Raw genomic sequence first — 17,226 nt, 5'->3', positions numbered from 1 at the left:
ATTCGGTGTCAGGATGCGGGAACCGCGACCTCCGGGAGTGACGACATGACCCCTCGTGCGACACGCCGCACGGTTCTGCTCGCGACGGGCGCGGCGGCACTGGCCGCGGGCTGCGGCTCGGACGGCGGGAACGGCGGAGACGGCAGGGACGGCAGGGACGGCGGCGGGGGCGGTACCTCGTCGGAGACCGCCGGGCAGGAGCTGATCTCGACCACCGGCGTCCCGGTGGGCGGAGGGACGGTCCTCCCGGACGAGAAGATCGTGGTCACCCAGCCTCAGGAGGGCGACTTCAAGGCCTTCTCGGCGATCTGCACCCACCAGAGCTGTGTCGTGGCCGACGTCGCGGACGGCGCCGTCAACTGCGCCTGCCACGGCAGCCGCTTCAGGATCACCGACGGCTCGGTGGAGCGGGGCCCCGCGACCCGGCCACTGCCCGAGGAGCCGATCACGGTGGAGGGAAATTCGATCCGCCGGGCGTGATCCACCGCGTACGCTCCCGGGCATGCGCCCCGAGACCCTGGTCGGCGACCACACGATCTACTCCTGTGTCATGGGTTCGCGCGCCTTCGGTCTGGCCACCGAGAGCAGCGACACCGACCGCCGGGGCGTCTTCCTCGCGCCCACTCCCCTGTTCTGGCGCTTCGAGAAGCCGCCGACGCACGTCGAGGGCCCGGCCGAGGAGCAGTTCAGCTGGGAGCTGGAACGCTTCTGCGAGCTGGCCCTGCGCGCCAACCCCAACATCCTGGAGTGCCTGCACTCCCCGCTGGTGGAGTACGCCGACGCCACCGGCCGCGAGCTGCTGTCCCTGCGCGAGGCGTTCCTCTCCCGCAAGGTCCACGAGACGTTCACGCGGTACGCCCACGGCCAGCGCCGCAAGCTGGAGGCGGACGTCCGCGCGCACGGCGCCCCGCGCTGGAAGCACGCGATGCACCTGCTCCGCCTGCTGATCAGCGCCCGCGACCTGCTCCGTACGGGCACCCTCACGATCGGCGTGGGCGAGGAGCGCGAGCCGCTGCTCGCGGTGAAGCGGGGCGAGGTGTCCTGGCCCGGGTTCGAGGCGCGGATGACCCGCCTGGCGCGGGAGGCCGAGCAGGCCGCCCACCACAGCCCGCTCCCCATGGAACCGGACCACCGGCGCGTGGAGGACTTCCTCGTCCGCACCCGCCGTGCCTCAGCCCTCCAGGCGGGTCCGTACGACGAGGTCGTGCAGGGCGTCGTACGCGGTGGGGGCATCGGGCAGGGCTGACGCGGCCTGCGCCTCGTCCAGTACGCCGTGCAGCCGCTCCACGTCGGCCCGTACGCGTGCGTGGTCGACGGGGGCGTCCCCGTGCTCGCGCTCCGCCTTGGCGGCGATCAGCTCCGGCAGGTGGTCCGGGGCGGCGTCGACCTCCCCGGCGAGGGTGGGCAGATGGGGCTGCACCTCGCCGGAGCGCATCAGGTGGATGCCGGTGAGCAGCACCCGGAAGGTGTAGAGCAGCGGTTTGAGTCCGCCGGTCCTCTCGAACAGCCGCCACTGGGTCCGGGCGAACCCCCGGTAGTGGTGGGCGTGGTGGCCGGTGAGGACGCCCGGGGCGAGCGCGGCCAGTTCGCGGTGGGTGCCGGTGGTGTGCACGACCAGCGGGGACAGCAGCTGTTCCAGGACGTAGCCGTTGCGGCGCAGCATCAGGCGGACGAACTTGCGCAGGTCGTGCGTGACCAGGTCCATCTCGACGCCGTCCCGGACCCACATCCGGGACCGGGTCTCGTCCGGCTCGCGCAGCCCGACGAGATCGGCGGCCGGCAGCAGGTGCACGCCCCGCAGGTCCACGTCGGAGTCGCGGGACGGGAAGCCGTACAGGTGCGCGCCGGAGACGGTGGCGAACAGCACCGGATCGGGCTGTTCGGCGATCACCGGGCTCAGGTCGAGGTCCAGGGCGTCGGTCATCGCTCAAGCGTCCCAGAGCGTTCCCAGCGCCAGCAGTTCGCCCCGGTACTCGATGCGGTCCGCCCACTCGGCGGGCCAGGCGTCCGCGCCCAGGTACGCGCCGGCGAAGGCGCCCGTGAGGCAGGCGATGGAGTCGGAGTCTCCGGCCGTGCAGGCGGCGCGGCGCAGGGCGGTGAGGGGTTCTTCGACGAAGAGGAGGAAGCACAGCAGGCCGGTCGCCAGGGCCTCCTCGGCGATCCAGCCCTCGCCCGTGGCCAGGCAGGGGTCGGTCTCGGGCGAGACGGTCCGTACGGCGTCCCGGAGGCGTTCCAGAACGCCCAGGCACTCGTCCCAGCCCCGCGCGATGAAGTGCTCGGGCGTGGGGTCCTGGGCGCGGGTCCACAGGTCGCCGAGCCAGAACTCGTGGTAGCGGGTGCGGTTGTCGTAGGCGTAGGAGCGCAAGCGTCCGATCAGGCCGGTCGGCTCGGCGCCCTCCGCGAGCAGCCGTACGGCGTGCGCGGTGAGGTCGGAGGCGGCGAGCGCGGTGGGGTGGCCGTGGGTGAGGGCGGACTGCAACTGGGCGGCGCCCGCGCGCTGTTCGTCGGTCAGGCCGGGGGCCAGGCCCACGGGGGCGACGCGCATGTTGGCGCCGCAGCCCTTGGAGCCGGTCTGGCTGGCGTCCTGCCAGCGCCGGTCCTCGCGGGCCAGCAGGTGGCACGCCTTGAGGCAGGTGTTGCCGGGGGCGCGGTTGTTCTCGGGCGAACGCCACCACTCCACGAACTCCTCGCGCACCGGCCGCTCCAGCCGCTTCGGGGTGAGCAGTCCCCGGTCCATGGCCGTGCGCAGCCCTCTGCCGAGCGCGAGGGTCATCTGGGTGTCGTCGGTGACGATCGCCGGCCTGGGCAGGTCCATCCCCCGCCAGGGTCCGAACTCGGCGAGGATCGACGGCACGTCGTTGAACTCGGTCGGGAAGCCCAGCGCGTCCCCCAGGGCGAGTCCGGTGAGCGCTCCCGTGGCGGCGCGCTTGGTGACGGTGGTCGTGGTCATGCGGGGCGTCCTTCCGGAGTGGGCCGGAGCAGGGGCGGGTGGAGGGCGGTGGCGGTGCCCGCGCGGTGGAGCGCGGCGGGTTTGCCCCGGCCGCCGGTGAGGCGCGCGGCGCCCGGAACGGCTTCGACGAAGCCCGGGGTGGCGAGCACCTTGCGCCGGAAGTTGGGCCGGTCCAGGGCGGTGCCCCACACGGTCTCGTAGACCTGTTGCAGCTCGCCGAGGGTGAACTCGGGCGGGCAGAAGGCGGTGGCGAGGCAGGTGTACTCGAGCTTGGCGCCGACGCGTTCCCGCGCGTCGGCCAGGATCCGGCCGTGGTCGAAGGCGAGCTCCCGCGCGGAGTCGTACGGCGTCCAGCGGGCCTGCGCCGCGTCGCTGCCGCCGTGTGCCTCGGGGGCGTCGGGCAGCAGCGCGGCGAACGCGACCGACACGACCCGCATGCGGGGGTCGCGGTCGGGTTCGCTGTAGGTCCGCAGCTGCTCCAGATGCAGCCCGGACACGTCCGTCAGCCCGGTCTCCTCGCCCAGTTCGCGCCGCGCGGCGTTCTCGGCGGACTCGTCCGGCCGGACGAAGCCGCCGGGCAGCGCCCACCGTCCGGCGTACGGCTCCTGGCCGCGCTCGACGAGCAGCACGTGCAGCGCGCCCGCGCGGAGGGTGAACACGGCGAGGTCGACGGTGACGGCGAACGGTTCGAAGGCGTACTTGTCGTAGCCGTCCATGACCCGCACCCCCCTTTAATAGTCGCGGTGACCATTAAAGGGGGGTGCGGGTCGGACACACAAGCCCTTGAGGGCTCTTTAGAGGTCGACCTCCTGCATCAGCATCCCGACCTCGGTGTTGGACAGCCGCCGCAGCCAGCCCGACTTCTGGTCGCCCAGGGTGATCGGCCCGAAGGCGGTGCGCACCAGCTTGTCGACCGGGAAGCCGGCCTCGGCGAGCATGCGGCGCACGATGTGCTTGCGGCCCTCGTGCAGGGTCACCTCGACGAGGTAGTTCTTGCCGGTCTGCTCGACGACCCGGAAGTGGTCCGCGCGCGCGTAACCGTCCTCGAGCTGGATGCCGTCCTTGAGCCTCTTGCCCAGGTCGCGCGGGATCGGGCCCACGATGGCCGCCAGGTACGTCTTCTTCACGCCGTACTTGGGGTGGGTCAGCCGGTGCGCCAGCTCGCCGTGGTTGGTGAGCAGGATGACGCCCTCGGTCTCGGTGTCGAGCCGGCCGACGTGGAAGAGGCGGGTCTCGCGGTTGGTGACGTAGTCACCGAGGCACTGCCGGCCCTCCGGGTCCTCCATGGTGGAGACGACGCCGGCGGGCTTGTTCAGCGAGAAGAACTGGTACGACTGCGTGGCGACGGTCAGGCCGTCGACCTTGACCTCGTCCTTCTCCGGGTCGACCCGCTTGCCCTGCTCGAGGACGATCTCGCCGTTGACCTCGACCCGCGCCTGCTCGATCAGCTCCTCGCAGGCGCGCCGGGAGCCGTAGCCCGCGCGGGCGAGCACCTTCTGCAGCCGCTCGCCCTCCTGCTCGGCGCCGGGGAAGGTCTTGGGCAGCTTGACGTCCTTCTTGCCCGCGTACCGCTCCCGGTTGCGCTCCTCGGCCCGCGTCTCGTACTCACGGGACGTGGCCGGGACCGAGCGCCCCCGCTGCAGGGGCTTCCTCGGCCCGCCCTTGGCGCCTCCGCGGGCCGTGGGCCCACGGCCCGACTTGGGGCCCTCCTGGGTGGCGCCGGGGCCCACGTCGTAGCGCCGCTCCTCCGGGCGCGGCTTCTTCGGACGGCCGCCCTGTCGGTCGTCACGGTTGTTGCCGGCGCCGCGGTGGTCGCCGCGGCCACCGCCGCTCCCGCCGCGGCCGCCGCTGTTGCCACCACGGCTCCCGCCGTTGTTTCCGCTGCTGTTCCTGCCGCTGCTGCTTCGCATCAAAGTTCCGTCTTGTCGTCTGCGTCCTCGGAATCCGGAGCGTCCGGATCGAACGACGGGACCGCTTCCAGCGTCTCGGCCTCGATCGCCTCCGCCTCCGGGAGGAAGGGCGCGAGCTCCGGGAGCTCGTCCAGACCGCGCAGGCCCATCCGCTCCAGGAAGTAGTTCGTCGTCGTGTACAGGATCGCACCTGTTTCGGGTTCCGTGCCCGCCTCCTCGACCAGACCGCGCTGCAGGAGGGTGCGCATCACGCCGTCGCAGTTGACTCCGCGCACGGCGGAGACGCGGCTGCGGCTGACCGGCTGGCGGTAGGCGACGACCGCGAGGGTCTCCAGGGCGGCCTGGGTGAGCCGGGCCTGCCGGCCGTCCAGGACGAAGCCCTCGACGGCGGCGGCGTACTCGGGGCGGCTGTAGAAGCGCCAGCCGCCCGCGACGAGGCGCAGTTCGAAGCCGCGGCCCTGGACGGTGTACTCGTCGGCGAGCGCGCGCAGCGCGTCCGCGACCTGGTGCCTGGGGCGCTCCAGGATCTTCGCCAGGTGCTCCTCGGTCGCGGGCTCGTCCACGACCATGAGGACCGCCTCCAGGGCGGGCCCGAGGTCGAGCTCCGCGACGGTGCGCGGCCCGGCGGGGGTGTCGGTCGTCTCCTCGTTCACGGCTTCCTCTCCTCCTCGGGCTGCTCCGGCGGCCGGTCGAACTCGTCGGTGACCGTCGGCGCGGCGTCCCCGTCCCCGCCGGTCCAGCGCACGGTCAGCTCGCCCAGCGCGGCCTCCTGGTCGAGGGCGACGGCCTTCTCGCGGTACAGCTCCAGCAGGGCGAGGAAGCGGGCCACGACGGTCAGGGTGTCGTCCGTGTCCTCGACGAGGGCCCGGAAGCTCGCCTCGCCCAGCTCCTTCAGCCGCGTGACGACGATCCCCGCCTGCTCCTGCACGCTGACCAGCGGGGCGTGGATGTGGTCGACGTACACCTGCGGCTTGGGCCTGGGCTGCATCGCCTTGACCGCGAGCCCGGCGAAGCCCTCGGCGCCGATGCCGATGACGACCTCGGGCAGCAGCTCGGCGTGGTGGGGTTCGAGTCCGACGGTACGGGGGTGGCGGCGGCCCTCGTCGTCGAGGCGCCGGCTGAAGATCTCGGCGATCCGTTTGTACGCGCGGTACTGCAGCAGCCTCGCGAACAGCAGGTCCCGGGCCTCCAGGAGGGCGAGGTCGGCCTCGTCCTCCACCTCGGCGGCGGGCAGCAGCCGGGCAGCCTTGAGATCCAGCAGCGTGGCCGCCACGACCAGGAACTCGGTCGTCTCGTCCAGGTCCCAGTCGGGCCCCAGGGCCCGGATGTACGCCATGAACTCGTCGGTCACCTTGGACAGCGCGACCTCGGTGACGTCCAGCTTGTGCTTCGAGATCAACTGCAGCAGCAGATCGAACGGCCCCTCGAAGTTCACCAACCGGACCTTGAACCGCCTGTCACCGTCCTCGGCGTCGTCCGCCCCCGGAGCACCGCCCGCGGACTCCGCCCCGGCCCCGGCGTCACCGGGCGCCGCGGTCCCCGCCCGGCCGACGCCGATCGCGCCGGTCCCGGCCCCGGACGCCTCCGCCACCGCGGGTTCCTGTTCGCCGGACGCGCTCACCGTCCCGCCGACGGCCGGAACGTCCCGCCCCGCCGCACGCGCGACGGTCTCCCGCGTCGGTGGCGTCCCCGGCTCACCCGGTGAAGCCCCTCCGGGGAGAACCTCGCCGCCCACCCGCCCTGCGGTCACCGCGCGGCCCCTGGGCCCCGCCTCTCCGGGCACGGCGGTCCTGCTCTCCGACGTCACCATCGGTGAGGGGCCCGCGGGAGTCTCCGCGCCCTCCTCGGGCGCCCCCCGCCCGGGCGTCGGCGGCGCCGCTCCCGGGCCGCGGCCCAGGGTGCGGCGACGGGGCGGGCGGGCGCCGGGGGCGGGCGTGTCGTTCGAGGTCATGGCCTCCGCAGGCTACCGCTACCGTCCACGGAGGCGTCGTACGAGGATGCTGGCGTCCCCACGGCTCTCCAGGTCGGCGAGGACCACGGCGACCGCCTCGCGGACGATGCGGCCCCGGTCCACCGCCAGCCCGTGTTCGCCGCGCAGCACCAGACGCGCGTGCTCGAGGTCCATCAGCTCCTCGGCGGACACGTACACGGTGATCTTCTCGTCGTGCCGCTCACGGCCGCTGGGCCGTCGTGACGCCGCCCGCCCCCGCTTGCCGCGCTGGGCCGCACCGTCCTGCGCCGGCTGACGCCGCCCGGAGCCCGCCGCGTCGCGGCTGCGGGACTCCCCGGCCCCGTCCGGCTCCGCGTCCGCCGCGACGTGCTCCGCGCCCCCGCCGTCGCCGCCCTGCGCGGGCACCGACTGCGGCGCGTCCTCCACGGCGGCCGCCGCCGCGTCGCCCTCCCCCGCGGGTGCGGGGACACGGGCGTCGCCGTTGGCCTGGCGCCGGGGGGTCGACGCCTGGAGCGCCGTCCCCCCTGTCGTACGGAAGAGTTCGTCGGCCCCCGGCAGACTCACTCGGCGTGACACCGGGCGAGCACCTCCCTGGCGAGCTGGCGGTAGGCGGCGGCACCGACGGAGTTGGACGCGTACGTGGTGATCGGCTCACCGGCGACCGTGGTCTCCGGGAAGCGGACCGTGCGCCCGATGACCGTGTGGTAGACGTGGTCGTCGAACGCCTCGACCACACGCGCGAGCACCTCACGGCTGTGCACCGTGCGCGAGTCGTACATCGTGGCGAGGATCCCGTCGAGCTCCAGGTCGGGGTTGAGCCGCTCCTGGACCTTCTCGATGGTCTCGGTCAGCAGCGCCACACCGCGCAGCGCGAAGAACTCGCACTCCAGCGGCACGATCACCTTGTGCGCGGCGGTCAGCGCGTTGACCGTGAGCAGACCGAGCGAGGGCTGGCAGTCGATCACGATGTAGTCGTAGTCGTCCATCAGCGGCTTCAGCGCCCGCTGCAGCGTGGACTCGCGCGCGACCTCGCTCACCAGCTGCACCTCGGCCGCCGACAGGTCGATGTTGCTGGGCAGCAGGTCCATGTTGGGGACCGCGGTCTTCAGCAGCACCTCGTCGGCCGCCATGCCCCGCTCCATGAGCAGGTTGTAGACGGTGAGGTCGAGCTCCATGGGGTTGACGCCGAGACCGACCGACAGCGCGCCCTGCGGGTCGAAGTCGACGAGCAGCACCCGGCGTCCGTACTCCGCGAGCGCGGCACCCAGGTTGATGGTCGACGTGGTCTTGCCGACGCCGCCCTTCTGGTTGCACATCGCGATGATCTTCGCGGGACCGTGGTCGGTCAGCGGACCCGGGATCGGGAAGTACGGCAGCGGGCGCCCGGTCGGGCCGACGCGCTCACGGCGCTGTCGCGCCGCGTCGGGCGCGAGCGTGGCCGCGTACTCGGGATCGGGCTCGTACTCGGCGTCGGGGTCGTAGAAGTGCCCCTCGGGCAGTTCGTCGTAGTCGGCGAAATGGTTGTGGGGCGCGCCACTTCCGTCGCCGGCCATGGCGTTCACGTGATGGCCATCCATGCTCTGGGGTGCTGGTTGAGTCACCACCGAAGTCCGGTGACTCCGGTGGGCTGCGAAGGTGCGCACAGCTACGGAGCCGACAGCAGCGAATCCCGCGGGCTCCTGGTCCGGCGCAGGCATTCCTGGGTGACCACCCCCGGGAGTAAATGTCGACTCATTCACAAGTCGTCTTACCTCCTTGGTGACCAGGAAACTTCTAGACAGGTCAGCGTGGCACCATGCCGACGATTGGCGACTCTATGGCGTGTCGGCCGTCCGCAGCAACACAATCCGCCGGACCCGGCCCGATGTGTCGGCAATGAAACATCCCTCTGTCAAGGGCGTACGGCCGTCGCACGGCAGGTTTCACGGGTGTGCGAATCGGTAGAAGAGTTACGTTCGAGGCGAGTTGCCCCGGAAACAGGAAGTGACCATACACACATCCGGCCGGACCTTGTCGGGCAAGGTCCGGCCGGGTACGTGACGTTGACGTCCGGTGTTGACGTATCGCCTTTGCTCACGGACGACTTGGTCGACTTACCGTCCTGGCGGCTCAGCCGAGCAGGGAGGCGAGCTCCACGTGCTCCAAGCCGTGTGCCTCGGCGACCTCCTTGTAAACCACCTTGCCGTCATGCGTGTTCAGCCCCTTGGCGAGCGCGGGGTCGCGGCGCAGCGCCTCCACCCAGCCGCGGTCGGCGAGTTCGACGATGTACGGCAGCGTGGCGTTGGTGAGCGCGTAGGTGGAGGTGTTGGGCACCGCGCCGGGCATGTTGGCGACGCAGTAGAACACCGACTCGTGGACCTTGAAGGCCGGCTCGGCGTGCGTGGTCGGGTGGGAGTCCTCGAAGCAGCCGCCCTGGTCGATCGCGATGTCGACAAGGACACTTCCGGCCTTCATCCGCGAGACCAGCTCGTTGGTGACCAGCTTGGGGGCCTTGGCGCCGGGGATGAGGACCGCGCCGATCACGAGGTCGGCCTCCAGGCAGGCCTTCTCCAGCTCGAAGGCGTTGGAGACGACGGTCTGGATCCTCGTGCCGAAGATCCTGTCCGCCTCGCGGAGCTTGTTGACGTCCTTGTCGAGCAGGGTCACGTGGAAGCCCATGCCGATGGCGATCTGCGCGGCGTTCCAGCCGGAGACGCCGCCGCCGATGACGACGGCCTTGCCGGCCAGCACGCCGGGGACGCCGCCGGGCAGCACACCGCGGCCGCCGTTGGCGCGCATCAGGTGGTAGGCGCCGACCTGCGGGGCCAGCCGGCCCGCGACCTCGGACATCGGGGCGAGCAGCGGGAGCGCGCGGCTGGGCAGCTCGACCGTCTCGTAGGCGATGGCGGTGGTGCCGGACTCCAGGAGGGCGTCCGTGCACTCCTTGGACGCGGCCAGGTGCAGGTAGGTGAAGAGGGTCTGGTCCTTGCGCAGGCGGTGGTACTCCTCCGCGATGGGCTCCTTGACCTTCAGCAGCAGGTCGGCGGCGGCCCAGACCTCGTCGGCGGTGTCCAGGATCCGCCCCCCGGCGGCGATGTACTCGCCGTCCGGGATCGAGGAGCCGACGCCGGCGCCGCGCTCGATGACGACCTGGTGGCCGTGGCGCACCAGCTCGTGCACGCCGGCGGGGGTGATGGCCACCCGGAACTCGTTGTTCTTGACTTCGCGGGGGATGCCGACCTTCACGTGGATCACGGTCCTTGGCTCAGAGGGTATGGGGGTATCGCTGCACATACCCGGGCACGCGTGGGCACACCGGGAGAGACCGCAGGAGATGGTGCGGCAGAGCCAGTTTAATGAAGGTGTTCTCGCTGTCTAGCCTTTCATTGCTTCAATCTTCTGCGGATGAGCTACGGATTTCGTAGGCGTTAGCTCCGTGTTCCGGCTCTGAGTCGTCCTCCAGGGCCTCCTCTGCCAGCATGCGCTCGGCCGTGTCCCGGTGCAGCGCGGCCGACGCGGGGTCGCCGAGGTGCCCGAAGGAGTCGGCCAGCCGCAGGTGCAGCGCGGCCTGCAGGCGGGTGTCCTCGGCCCGGCCCGCCCACTCCACGGCCTCCCGGCAGGTGCGCAGCGACTCCTCGAGCCGGCCCGCGTACTCCTGCACCCGGGCCAGTTCGCTCAGGGCCCGCGCCTGTGCGGCCACGTCCCCGTTCTTCCGGTGTCCGGCGACGGCCGCACGCCAGTTGCGCAGTGCCTCGCCGTAGCGGCCGGCGTAGGTGTGGGCGGCGCCGATACGGCCGTAGAGCCGGGCGGCGTCCTCGCGCTCGCCGCGGGCCAGCCGCTCGGCCAGGGCGCGGCCGAACCAGTCGGCGGCCCGGTCGTAGTCCCCGAGTTCCAGATGGGCGCCGCCCACGGATTCCATCGCGCGGCCGGTGGCGTACGGGTCGTTCGCCTCGCGTCCGGCGTCCAGCGCGGCCCGGTAGCGCCCCAGGGCGTCGGCGGTGCGGCCGGTACGGGCGTCGAGGTCGCCGAGGTTCAGCAGGGCCGCCGCCCGCTCGCGGGGCAGGTTCCGGCGCTCGGCGACGCCGAGGACCAGGCCGTGGATGTCGTACAGGTCGCTCGCGGCGGCCTGGGTGCCGAAGTGGGCCACCATGGCCCGCACGAGCTGGGACATCAGGCGCCGGGCGAGGGTGTCCAGCTCCCCGTCGGCGACCGCGAGCCGCGCGGAGGCCAGCAGTGCGGGGCGGCGCACCCGCAGCCAGTCGGCGGCGGCCCGCGGGCCGGGGAAGCGCAGGGCGCTCGGCATGCCGAGGAGCTTCTCGCGCGCCCGGGGGCTGTCGGTCTCGGTGATGGCCCGGCACGACTGGAGCAGCCGGACGGTCCGCTCCAGCATCCGGGCGCGGGCCAGCCGCAGCTCGGCGGGCCGCTCGTGGTCCTCCGCGAGGGCGCTGAGCAGGGGCTGCAGACAGCAGGGCACCTCGTACTGCGGCAGCGGCGAGCCGTCCACCGGGTGCAGCAGCCCGTGGGCGGCGAAGTCCTCCAGGGTGGCGCGGGCGGACTCCACCGAGCAGCCGGCGAGGGCGGCGGCGGTGTGCGGGTCGACCGGACCGGCCGGGGCGAGGCTGAGCAGCCGCAGTGTGCGGGCGGCCGGCGCGGGCAGTGAGTCGTGCACGAGCCGCAGGACGCGGCTGACGACGGTGTCCTGGCCGGGGTCCGTGTGCAGTTGCCTGGCGAGGTCGGCGACGGCGGCCTTGGGCCGGGCGGCGAGCCAGCCGCCGGCCAGCGCCAGGGCGGCCGGCTGGCCCTGGCACTGCTCGGCGAGCCGCTCGGCGGCCCGGGGGTCGACCGTGATGCGCACCGCTCCGGTGAACCGGGACAGCAGCTCCACCGCGGACTTGGTGTCGAGGCCGCCGAGGGTGCAGGGGCGGACGTCCGCGATGCCGGTCAGCGGCCCCGAGGAGACGGCGACGGCCAGGCAGTCCGGGTTGTCCGGCAGCAGCGCGTCGACCTGCCCGGCGTCGGCCGCGTCGTCCAGCAGGAGCAGCGCCCGGCGGTCGGCCAGCGCGGTGCGCAGGGCCTCGCTGAGCTCGTCCTCGGTGGCCCCGGCCGGGGCGGGCGCCGCCAGCGCGTCGAGCAGCTCCCGCGCGGCGCGCTCGACGGGCACGCGCGTGCCGTCGGGTTCGCTCAGCCGGGCGCGCAGCACGCCGTCGGGGTAGCGGTCGGCGACCTGGCGCACGAGTTCCCCGGCGAGGGCGCTGCGCCCCGAGCCGGGCCGGCCGGCGATGAGCAGGACGCGCGCGCGGGGCGCCTTGCGACCGGAGAGGGTGTCCAGTCCCGCGCGCTCGATGTCGGCGCGCAACTCCTTCAACTCCCTGGTACGGCCCAGGAATCGACCCTCGTCGGCGACGTCCCGAAGGAGCCGCGCACCGTCTGGGGCCACCGCCTGATCCGTCACGGGCCTCACTCCCGTCCCACCGCGCGCGCAAGCCCGCCGGGGCTCCGGACCGGGCGTTTTCCAGAGCCTAGTTCACGCTCCGCGACGTTCCGTGAGGAGCACTGCGCCGGGACAGGACTCCCCCCGATCGGATCAACCGATCGTAGGGCTGCCGCCCCTTCCCGTCCCCGTCCCCCGAGGGCGCTGCTCCGCGAACGCCGGAGGGGCTGAATCTCAGCCCCTCCGGCGTTCGCGGGGCGGGGTCCGGGGCGGAGCCCCGGGTTCGGGACGGGAAGGGGCGGCGGGGGCGACCAAAGGCACCCCCCGTCGGCGTCACGCCTCGAACGGCCGCGCCGGCCACGGCGCCTGAGCCGGACGCAGGGCGTCCAGACCGTCCCCACCCCGCGCGGCGACCAGCGAGAGGACACCCACCACCAGGCAGTTGTTGTGCAGCTCGCCGGCGAGCACGCCGCGCACCAGCTCCTCGACGGGGACCCGGGCCAGCTCCATGTCGGCCTCCTCGTGCTCGACCTCGAAGCGGTCGCCCTCCGCCTCGGACAGCCCCCGCGCGAGGAAGATCCGTACGGCCTCGTCGCAGCCGCCGGGCGTGGTGTACACGTCGGTCAGCACCCGCCAGTCCTCCGCCTTGACGTGCGCCTCCTCGTACAGCTCGCGCCGGGCGGCGTGCAGCGGGTTCTCGCCGGGCACATCGAGCAGGCCGGCCGGGATCTCCCACAGCTTGTGGCGCACGGGGTGGCGGTACTGGCGCAGCACCAGGACCCGGTCGGCGTCGTCGAGGGCGAGGACGGCCACGGACCCGGGGTGGACCTGGTAGTCGCGGTGGACCACGGTCCCGTCGGGCATGACCACGTCGTCGGTGCGGACGGAGGTCTTGTTGCCCACGAACGGGGTCCCGGTCCCGCGGACCTCCCACTCTTCCGGGGTGTCCTTGATCGTCATGGCTGTCCTTCCCGACGTACGGCGGCCGTGCGCGTGCCGTGCGTGAACATGTGCGAAAAAGTGGCCGGGGCGCGCACCTTTTGGAGGTTCGCGCCCCGGCCACCGTACAACCGGGTGTGTTACTTCGAGATCTTCCGCTCCACCGCGGCCTTCACCAGGCCCGCGAAGAGCGGGTGCGGACGGGTCGGACGCGAGCGCAGCTCCGGGTGCGCCTGGGTCGCGACCAGGTACGGGTGGACCTCGCGCGGGTACTCGACGTACTCGACGAGCTTGCCGTCCGGGGAGGTGCCGGAGAAGACGATGCCCGCCTTCTTCTCCAGCTCCGCGCGGTAGGCGTTGTTCACCTCGTAGCGGTGCCGGTGGCGCTCCTCCACGTACTCCTTGCCGTCGTACACCTCGCGCACGATGGAGCCCTCGGCCAGCTTCGCCGGGTACATGCCGAGCCGCATGGTGCCGCCCATGTCGCCCTCACCGGCGACGATGTCCATCTGCTCGGCCATGGTGGAGATCACCGGGTGGGCGGTGCCCGGGTCGAACTCGGTGGAGTTGGCGTCGGAGACGTCCGCGAGGCTGCGCGCGGCCTCGATCACGATGCACTGCAGACCGAGGCACAGGCCCAGCAGCGGGATGCGGTTCTCGCGGGCGTACTTGATCGCGCCGACCTTGCCGAGCACACCGCGGTCACCGAAGCCGCCGGGGATGCAGATGGCGTCGACGTCACCGAGCTGCGCCTGGGCGCCGGCCGGGGTCTTGCAGTCGTCGGAGGTGACCCACTTGATCTTCACGCGGGCCTTGTTGGCGAAGCCGCCCGCGCGCAGCGCCTCGGTGACCGAGAGGTAGGCGTCGGGCAGGTCGATGTACTTGCCGACCAGGGCCATGACGATCTCGTGGTCGGGGTTGTGGACGCGGTCGAGCAGGTCGTCCCAGGTCGTCCAGTCCACGTCCCGGAACGGCAGGTCGAGCTTGCGCACGACATAGGCGTCCAGGCCCTCGGAGTGCACGACCTTCGGGATGTCGTAGATCGAGCGGGCGTCGGGGCAGGCCACCACGGCGGCCTCGTCGACGTCGCACATCAGCGAGATCTTCCGCTTGATCGCGGTGGGCACCTCGCGGTCGCAGCGCAGCACGATCGCGTCCGGCTGGATACCGATGTTGCGCAGCGCGGCGACCGAGTGCTGGGTCGGCTTCGTCTTCAGCTCACCCGAGGGGCCGATGTACGGCAGGAGCGAGATGTGCACCACAAACACGTTGTCCCGGCCGACCTCGTGCCGGACCTGGCGGACGGTCTCCAGGAACGGCAGCGACTCGATGTCGCCGACCGTGCCGCCGACCTCCGTGATCACCACGTCGACCTCGTCGGTCGCCATGCGGCGGATGCGGTGCTTGATCTCGTTGGTGATGTGCGGAATGACCTGCACGGTGTCGCCCAGGTACTCGCCGCGCCGCTCCTTGGCGATCACCGTCGAGTAGACCTGGCCGGTGGTGACGTTGGCCGAGCCGTCCAGGTCGCGGTCGAGGAACCGCTCGTAGTGGCCGATGTCCAGGTCGGTCTCGGCGCCGTCGTTGGTGACGAACACCTCACCGTGCTGGAAGGGGTTCATCGTCCCCGGGTCGACGTTGAGGTACGGGTCGAGCTTCTGCATCACGACGCGCAGACCCCGGGCCTTGAGCAGCATGCCCAGGCTGGAGGCGGTGAGCCCCTTGCCGAGCGAGGAGGCGACACCCCCGGTGACGAAGATGTGCTTGGTCGTCGAAGATTTGGGCGGCATGGCCAAGAGGGGGCTCCCGTGGTCGCGGCTTGTGGGTGCGGTTCCGGGGCTTTCTCGCCCACCGGTCCACGGGCTACCAGCGTATCAGCGCCGCGGAGGGATGGCGCCCGGCCACGCTCCGCGCACGCGCCGCCACGGGCGAGTACCGCACACGGGACCCTCACCCGTTGGTCACTCGTTCGGCGGAGCCCGGTTTCCGCGGAGCGCACACAGATCATCTACGTGCGTCGTATCCTGCTCGGACACTCGCTGCCGAGCCCGGCCGGCCGAACGGCACCACCCCCGCCCGTGACCTCCGGAACAACGTGAGCTCGTCAGTTCGTTGAGCAGAGATGGCGCTTTGCATGCAAGGCTGGGCGACTGTTTCGCTTCACAGCTCAACGACGCATTTCAAAACCCCTTGACCGCACCAAGCGACAACCCCCTTGCGGGGTGACGTGGCCGTTCGACTGGAGTTGCACGTGGCCGGGCGCATCGAAGACTACGCACTCATCGGAGACATGCAGACCGCCGCGCTGGTCTGCCGGGACGGCACAGTCGACTGGCTGTGCCTGCCCCGTTTCGACTCCCACGCCATCTTCGCCGGTCTGCTGGGCACCGAGGAACACGGCTTCTGGCGGCTGGGTCCCGCGCACGCCGACGACGCCGAACCGCCCACGGCGACCCGGCGCGGCTACCGCGGCGACTCGCTGATCCTGGAGTCGGAGTGGGACACCCCGCGCGGCACGGTCCGGGTGACCGATTTCATGCCCCCGCGCGACGGCGCCCCGCAGCTGATCCGGATCGTGGAGGGCGTCTCGGGCCGGGTCCCCATGCGCTCGGCGCTGCGGATGCGGTTCTCCTACGGCAGGATCGTCCCCTGGGTGCACCGCCACGAGGGGCGCACGGTCGCCGTCGCGGGCCCGGACTCCGTGTGGTTCGACACCTCCGCCCCCACCTACGGCGAGGAACTGACCACGTACGCGGACTTCACCGTCGCGCCGGGCGAGCGGATCGCGTTCACCATCTCCTGGGAGCCCTCGCACAAGCAGCCGCCGCCGCTGCCGGAGCCGGAGCAGTCGCTGGAGGCGACCGAGGAGTTCTGGCGCGAGTGGGTGGAGCACTGTACGTACCACGGCCCCTACCGCGAGGCCGTGATCCGCTCCCTGATCACGTTGAAGGCGCTGACGTACGCCCCGACCGGCGGCATCGTGGCCGCGCCCACCACCTCCCTGCCGGAGGACATCGGCGGCGTCCGCAACTGGGACTACCGCTACACCTGGCTGCGGGACGCGGCGATCACCCTGTCGTCGCTGCTGCGCACCGGCTACCGCGAGGAGGCCCGCGCCTGGCGCGAGTGGCTGCTCCGCGCGGTGGCGGGCGACCCGGAGAACCTGCAGATCATGTACGGCATCGCCGGTGAGCGCGAGCTCGGCGAGGCGGAGCTCGACTGGCTGCCCGGCTACGAGGACTCCGCCCCGGTCCGGGTGGGCAACGGCGCCGCGCACCAGCTCCAGCTGGATGTGTACGGCGAGGTCACCGAGGCCCTGCACCTGGCCCACATGACCGGTCTGGCCCGCAACGACTACGCCTCGCTGCTCCAGCTCAAGCTGATCCGCTACCTGGAGAAGCACTGGCAGGAGCCGGACGAGGGCATCTGGGAGGTGCGCGGCCCGCGCCGCCACTTCGTGCACTCCAAGGTGATGGCCTGGGTCGCCGTCGACCGCACCATCAAACTGATCGAGTCCGGCGACGCCGACGGCCCGCTGGAGGAGTGGAAGGGGCTGCGCGACGACATCCACCGGGACGTGTGCGAGAAGGGCTACGACAAGGAGCGCAACACCTTCACGCAGTCCTACGGCTCGAAGGTGCTGGACGCCTCCCTGCTGCTGATCCCGCAGATGGGCTTCCTGCCGCCGGACGACAAGCGGGTGATCGGCACCATCGAGGCGATCCAGCGCGAACTGTCCACGTCCGACGGCTTCATCCTGCGCTACCCGACGGAGGGCGAGCACGAGGGCGTCGACGGTCTGCCGGGCGACGAGGGCGCGTTCCTCGCCTGCTCGTTCTGGATGGCGGACGACCTGGCGATGATCGGCCGGGTCGACGAGGCACGGAAGCTCTTCGAGAAGCTGCTCTCCCTGCGCAACGACCTCGGCCTGCTGGCGGAGGAGTGGGACCCGCGCCTGCAGCGCCAGGTCGGCAACTTCCCCCAGGCCTTCAGCCACGTCCCCCTCATCGACACGGCCCTGCGGCTGACGGCCTCGGGGGCGTACGGGGGCTGAGGCCCCGGCCCC

15 protein-coding genes are annotated in these 17,226 nt (G+C 72.1%); 3 read left to right on the top strand and 12 right to left on the bottom strand.

Annotated features, from left to right (window positions below):
- Positions 1-45: 45 nt before the first annotated feature.
- On the top strand, positions 46-480 hold the full coding sequence (locus ACIA6T_RS29495; protein ID WP_399449540.1) for a Rieske (2Fe-2S) protein: 435 nt from the start codon (positions 46-48) through the stop codon (positions 478-480).
- 22 nt (positions 481-502) lie between these two features.
- Entirely contained in the window at positions 503-1,246 is a 744-nt protein-coding gene (locus ACIA6T_RS29490) for a DNA polymerase beta superfamily protein (protein ID WP_399449539.1), read from the top strand.
- Here ACIA6T_RS29490 and ACIA6T_RS29485 read toward each other — a convergent pair.
- The 12 genes from ACIA6T_RS29485 to ACIA6T_RS29430 all read right to left on the bottom strand — a co-directional run bounded on the left by ACIA6T_RS29485 (position 1,172) and on the right by ACIA6T_RS29430 (position 14,950).
- On the bottom strand, positions 1,172-1,924 hold the full coding sequence (locus ACIA6T_RS29485; protein WP_399449538.1) for a DNA polymerase beta superfamily protein: 753 nt from the start codon (positions 1,922-1,924) through the stop codon (positions 1,172-1,174). The two genes, ACIA6T_RS29490 and ACIA6T_RS29485, sit on opposite strands and share 75 nt — an antisense overlap.
- Before the next feature lie 3 nt (positions 1,925-1,927).
- The gene (locus ACIA6T_RS29480) at positions 1,928-2,950 is read right to left on the bottom strand and encodes an ADP-ribosylglycohydrolase family protein (RefSeq protein WP_399449537.1); all 1,023 of its coding nucleotides are present in this window, start codon (positions 2,948-2,950) and stop codon (positions 1,928-1,930) included.
- Complete coding sequence (locus tag ACIA6T_RS29475) at positions 2,947-3,666, bottom strand: NUDIX hydrolase (RefSeq protein WP_399449536.1); 720 nt, start codon at positions 3,664-3,666, stop codon at positions 2,947-2,949. The genes ACIA6T_RS29480 and ACIA6T_RS29475 overlap by 4 nt, the downstream gene beginning before the upstream one ends.
- Positions 3,667-3,744: 78 nt before the next feature.
- Positions 3,745-4,860, bottom strand: a complete 1,116-nt coding sequence (locus ACIA6T_RS29470) for a pseudouridine synthase (RefSeq protein ID WP_399449535.1) — start codon at positions 4,858-4,860, stop codon at positions 3,745-3,747.
- On the bottom strand, positions 4,860-5,513 hold the full coding sequence (gene scpB, locus ACIA6T_RS29465; RefSeq protein WP_399449534.1) for an SMC-Scp complex subunit ScpB: 654 nt from the start codon (positions 5,511-5,513) through the stop codon (positions 4,860-4,862). The genes ACIA6T_RS29470 and scpB overlap by 1 nt, the downstream gene beginning before the upstream one ends.
- Positions 5,510-6,811 carry a segregation/condensation protein A gene (locus ACIA6T_RS29460; RefSeq protein ID WP_399449533.1) on the bottom strand — a complete coding sequence of 434 codons (1,302 nt, stop codon included), beginning with the start codon at positions 6,809-6,811 and terminating at the stop codon, positions 5,510-5,512. Before ACIA6T_RS29460 ends, scpB begins: the two co-directional genes overlap by 4 nt.
- A gap of 18 nt (positions 6,812-6,829) precedes the next feature.
- Complete coding sequence (locus ACIA6T_RS29455; protein ID WP_399449532.1) at positions 6,830-7,387, bottom strand: hypothetical protein; 558 nt, start codon at positions 7,385-7,387, stop codon at positions 6,830-6,832.
- Positions 7,372-8,508 carry a ParA family protein gene (locus ACIA6T_RS29450; RefSeq protein ID WP_079194887.1) on the bottom strand — a complete coding sequence of 379 codons (1,137 nt, stop codon included), beginning with the start codon at positions 8,506-8,508 and terminating at the stop codon, positions 7,372-7,374. The genes ACIA6T_RS29455 and ACIA6T_RS29450 overlap by 16 nt, the downstream gene beginning before the upstream one ends.
- A gap of 412 nt (positions 8,509-8,920) precedes the next feature.
- On the bottom strand, positions 8,921-10,036 hold the full coding sequence (ald, locus tag ACIA6T_RS29445; RefSeq protein ID WP_399449607.1) for an alanine dehydrogenase: 1,116 nt from the start codon (positions 10,034-10,036) through the stop codon (positions 8,921-8,923).
- Positions 10,037-10,181: 145 nt separating this feature from the next.
- Entirely contained in the window at positions 10,182-12,242 is a 2,061-nt protein-coding gene (locus ACIA6T_RS29440; protein WP_399449531.1) for a tetratricopeptide repeat protein, read from the bottom strand.
- Between the two features lie 312 nt (positions 12,243-12,554).
- Entirely contained in the window at positions 12,555-13,181 is a 627-nt protein-coding gene (locus tag ACIA6T_RS29435; RefSeq protein ID WP_399449530.1) for an NUDIX domain-containing protein, read from the bottom strand.
- Positions 13,182-13,300: 119 nt separating this feature from the next.
- Entirely contained in the window at positions 13,301-14,950 is a 1,650-nt protein-coding gene (locus tag ACIA6T_RS29430) for a CTP synthase (protein WP_399449529.1), read from the bottom strand.
- 461 nt (positions 14,951-15,411) lie between these two features.
- On the opposite strand from ACIA6T_RS29430, the gene ACIA6T_RS29425 reads away from it, so the two are divergent.
- Entirely contained in the window at positions 15,412-17,214 is a 1,803-nt protein-coding gene (locus ACIA6T_RS29425) for a glycoside hydrolase family 15 protein (protein WP_399449606.1), read from the top strand.
- Positions 17,215-17,226 lie beyond the last annotated feature (12 nt).

Origin of the sequence: Streptomyces sp. NPDC051740 (assembly GCF_044453165.1) — a bacterium.
Taxonomy (GTDB): Bacteria; Actinomycetota; Actinomycetes; order Streptomycetales; family Streptomycetaceae; genus Streptomyces; species Streptomyces atrovirens.
Note: the sequence above shows the minus strand (reverse complement) of the source record. Positions and strands in the feature narration are given on the sequence as shown.